The sequence below is a fragment of the Pseudomonas quercus genome, assembly GCF_012033695.1.
Lineage (GTDB): Bacteria > Pseudomonadota > Gammaproteobacteria > Pseudomonadales > Pseudomonadaceae > Aquipseudomonas > Aquipseudomonas quercus.
Map to the genome: position 1 here is coordinate 1 of NZ_JAAVJI010000037.1, position 3,317 is coordinate 3,317.

4 protein-coding genes, 3 tRNA genes and 2 rRNA genes are annotated in these 3,317 nt (G+C 54.4%); all 9 read left to right on the forward strand.

Annotated features, from left to right (window positions below):
- Nucleotides 1-88: ribosomal RNA gene (locus HBH25_RS22855) — 23S ribosomal RNA — on the forward strand; the annotation flags it as partial.
- A 137-nt stretch (nt 89-225) separates the two neighbouring features.
- A 5S ribosomal RNA gene (gene rrf, locus HBH25_RS22860) occupies nt 226-341 on the forward strand.
- Nucleotides 342-510: 169 nt separating this feature from the next.
- A complete protein-coding gene (gene birA, locus HBH25_RS22865) occupies nt 511-1,470 on the forward strand; it encodes a bifunctional biotin--[acetyl-CoA-carboxylase] ligase/biotin operon repressor BirA (RefSeq protein ID WP_168086214.1) in 960 nt (319 codons plus the stop codon).
- A complete protein-coding gene (locus HBH25_RS22870; protein WP_168086215.1) occupies nt 1,460-2,215 on the forward strand; it encodes a pantothenate kinase in 756 nt (251 codons plus the stop codon). Before birA ends, HBH25_RS22870 begins: the two co-directional genes overlap by 11 nt.
- A complete protein-coding gene (locus HBH25_RS22875) occupies nt 2,216-2,644 on the forward strand; it encodes a hypothetical protein (protein WP_168086216.1) in 429 nt (142 codons plus the stop codon).
- Nucleotides 2,645-2,776: 132 nt separating this feature from the next.
- A tRNA-Tyr gene (locus tag HBH25_RS22880) sits at nt 2,777-2,861 on the forward strand.
- A 23-nt stretch (nt 2,862-2,884) separates the two neighbouring features.
- A tRNA-Gly gene (locus HBH25_RS22885) sits at nt 2,885-2,958 on the forward strand.
- 27 nt (nt 2,959-2,985) lie between these two features.
- Nucleotides 2,986-3,061, forward strand: a tRNA-Thr gene (locus HBH25_RS22890).
- Nucleotides 3,062-3,144: 83 nt separating this feature from the next.
- Nucleotides 3,145-3,317: GTP-binding protein (locus HBH25_RS22895; RefSeq protein ID WP_246231505.1), on the forward strand; the 173-nt coding region annotated here is incomplete at its 3' end.

Genomic DNA, 3,317 nt, shown 5'->3' on the forward strand with positions numbered 1-3,317 from the left:
TCGAAGACTACGACGTTGATAGGTGGGGTGTGTAAGCGCTGTGAGGCGTTGAGCTAACCCATACTAATTGCCCGTGAGGCTTGACCATATAACACCCAAGCAATCTGTGCCTGCACAGAAAGCGGTGGTGAAGACGCATCCGAAAAGACGCACATTCACACATCACATACCCAGATCTGCAGCCGCGTGATCACACCTGTGAACACGAAGCCGCAACCCGAATTTCTTGACGACCATAGAGCATTGGAACCACCTGATCCCATCCCGAACTCAGCAGTGAAACGATGCATCGCCGATGGTAGTGTGGGGTTTCCCCATGTGAGAGTAGGTCATCGTCAAGATTCAAACCCAAAACCCCTGGTCGCTCTGCGATCAGGGGTTTTGTCTTTTCAGCGCTCTATTATCTCAGTCTCCACCGCAATGTTTGTTCGCCGAGCAATGTCCTGGTGTTCTATGCAACCTGCTTGGCCGTCGCTATGATGCGGGCCACATGACGAGGCGAGCTACGGGATGTCCAAGCTGTTGAATCTGATACAAGACGGTCGCTTCCATTCTGGTCAAGACCTTGGCCAAGCGCTCGGAATAAGCCGCAGCGCAGTATGGAAGCAACTACAAGCCTTAGAGGCAGACTTGGGCGTGGCAGTGCATAAAGTCCGTGGACGTGGCTATCGTCTTGCTGTGCCATTGTCGCTATTGAGGCAGGAAGAAATCGAGACTGCTCTGCTGACGCTAGGGTGGGACTTCGAGCTTCATCAAGCCCTGGACTCAACAAACGCGCAGGGATTGCGCGCCGTCGCTGAAGGCATTGCCCGGCCACGTCTGATAGTAGCCGAGCGCCAAAGTGCCGGGCGTGGCCGTAGAGGCCGGCCTTGGGTGAGCCCCTACGGCTCTAATCTCTACTACAGCCTGGTCCTTCCAATACAAGGCGGAATAAAACGCTTTGAAGGGCTAAGCCTTGTTGCCGGGATGGCGGTTGCGCATTGCCTGCGGCTACAGGGCGTCAAAGACGCCATGTTGAAGTGGCCTAACGACGTGCTGGTACGCGGGCAAAAGGTAGCCGGCATCCTCCTGGAGCTCGTGGGCGACCCCTCCGACCACTGTCATGTGGTATTGGGCATCGGTATAAACGCCAACATGAAAGCTGCAGACGGCATTGATCAGCAGTGGACGTCGGTGTACCTGGAGACAGATACACTGATAGATCGCACTGCCTTGGCTATCGCCCTTAGCAAGGCCTTATCAAGCTATATACAAAAGCTCGGGTTGTCAGGGTTCACCGCGCTGCAGGAGGAGTGGGAGACGTTACACGCATGGCAGGGGAGGGAAGTAAGCTTGGTCTCCGCAAGCCAGGTAACTCACGGGCGAGTGTTAGGGATCAACGAGCAAGGTGCACTTCGCCTTGATATCGATGGCCGCGAGCAAGCGTTCAGTGGTGGTGAGCTTAGCTTGAGGTTGCGCGATGATACTTGAGCTGGACTGTGGGAACAGCTTCATCAAATGGCGGGTGATTCACTCTTCCGGGGTTATACAGGCAGGGGGAGTGGTCGGGTCGGATGAAGAGTTGCTGACGCATCTTTCAGAAGCCCCTTCGTTAAGGCCTTTGCAATGCCGCTTGGTCAGTGTGCGTACAGAGGAAGAAACGGAACGCCTTGCTGCATTGTTACGGAGCCAGTGCAGTATCGAAACCAAAGTGGCTCAACCTGCACGTATTCAGGGCGGGGTTGCTAATGGTTACGAAGCATTCGAGCGCCTGGGTATGGACCGGTGGGTCGCTATTCTAGCGGCCTTCAAACTCGCTGGCCGTGCCTGCGTGGTGATAGACCTTGGAACGGCAGTAACCTCAGATTTCATTTCCCATGACGGCGAACACCTGGGGGGGTTCATTTGCCCAGGGCTCCAGTTAATGCGTGGGCAGTTGCGGACGCATACCCGACGTATTCGATACGACGATTATTCAGCGGATCAGGCGAAGGCCACGTTACTGCCGGGCCGCTCCACGGTTGAAGCGGTTGAACGGGGTTGTGTGCTAATGCTTAGGGGGTTCGTGAGCACTCAACTCGAGCATGCCTGTGCCTATTGGGGGGCTGACTACTCGCTCTTCCTTACGGGGGGTGATGCTGCACTGGTGAGTGATGCCTTCCCGCAGGCACATATCGTTCCGGACCTGGTATTTCAAGGGCTGGCCATTGCCTGTCCACTGGAGGAGAAAGTCTGAATGCGATGGTTTTTCCTGCTGCTGCTTATACTTAACGCATGCTACCTGACCTGGAATCTCCAGGACGCTCCAATAAAAGCCAAGGACGTAGATGCTTCTGCCCAGTCACACGCCGGTGAAGGGGACCTTAGATTGATAAGTGAAACGGGTAGTGCTTCAGAGCCCAGACAAACGAGTGCTGGTCAGAATTGTGTATTCGTAGGCGGAACGGCAGACATCCAGGCGCTCAGGTCTCTTGCCCGGCGACTGCAGGAAACCAGCGTGCCTTTCGCCGCCTACGCAACTACAAGTGATATAGGTAAGGAGCACTGGCTAAGGCTGGCACAGGCAGATGTGGCAAGCGATGGCCCGGCAGCCCCAGTGCTCAAAGAATTCAAAGGCTTAAAGCAAGAAATTATTCTGTGCGAAGGCATTGCAACGCCTGAGTAGTTTGAATAGAATGGCGCCCGCTCAGCAAGGTTGGTTACTTAAAGAGCGCTGTCAAATTAGCTAACCTCAAGATTTTAATGAGAAAAAGCTTGACAGCAGGGCAGGCAAAGTTGAAAATGCCGCCCACGTTCAGGAGGGGTTCCCGAGCGGCCAAAGGGATCAGACTGTAAATCTGACGTCTACGACTTCGAAGGTTCGAATCCTTCCCCCTCCACCAGTTTAGCGAGAGCTGCAAGCTCCGCGGGTATAGTTTAGTGGTAGAACCTCAGCCTTCCAAGCTGATGATGCGGGTTCGATTCCCGCTACCCGCTCCATGTTTGTTGCTTTTGCACCAGTGTTGCGCTCTTGTAGCTCAGTTGGTAGAGCACACCCTTGGTAAGGGTGAGGTCAGCGGTTCAAATCCGCTCAAGAGCTCCATCTTAGAGGCAGATATGAAAATATCTGCCTTTGTTTTATAGATTATGTGTGTCGTGCTCAATTCTTCTGCGGGGGATAGTTAGATGGCAAAGGAAAAGTTCCAGCGGAACAAACCGCACGTCAACGTCGGCACCATCGGTCACGTTGACCATGGCAAGACCACTCTGACGGCTGCTCTGACTCGCGTCTGCTCCGAAGTATTCGGTTCGGCCAAGGTCGACTTCGACAAGATCGATAGCGCCCCGGAAGAGAAAGC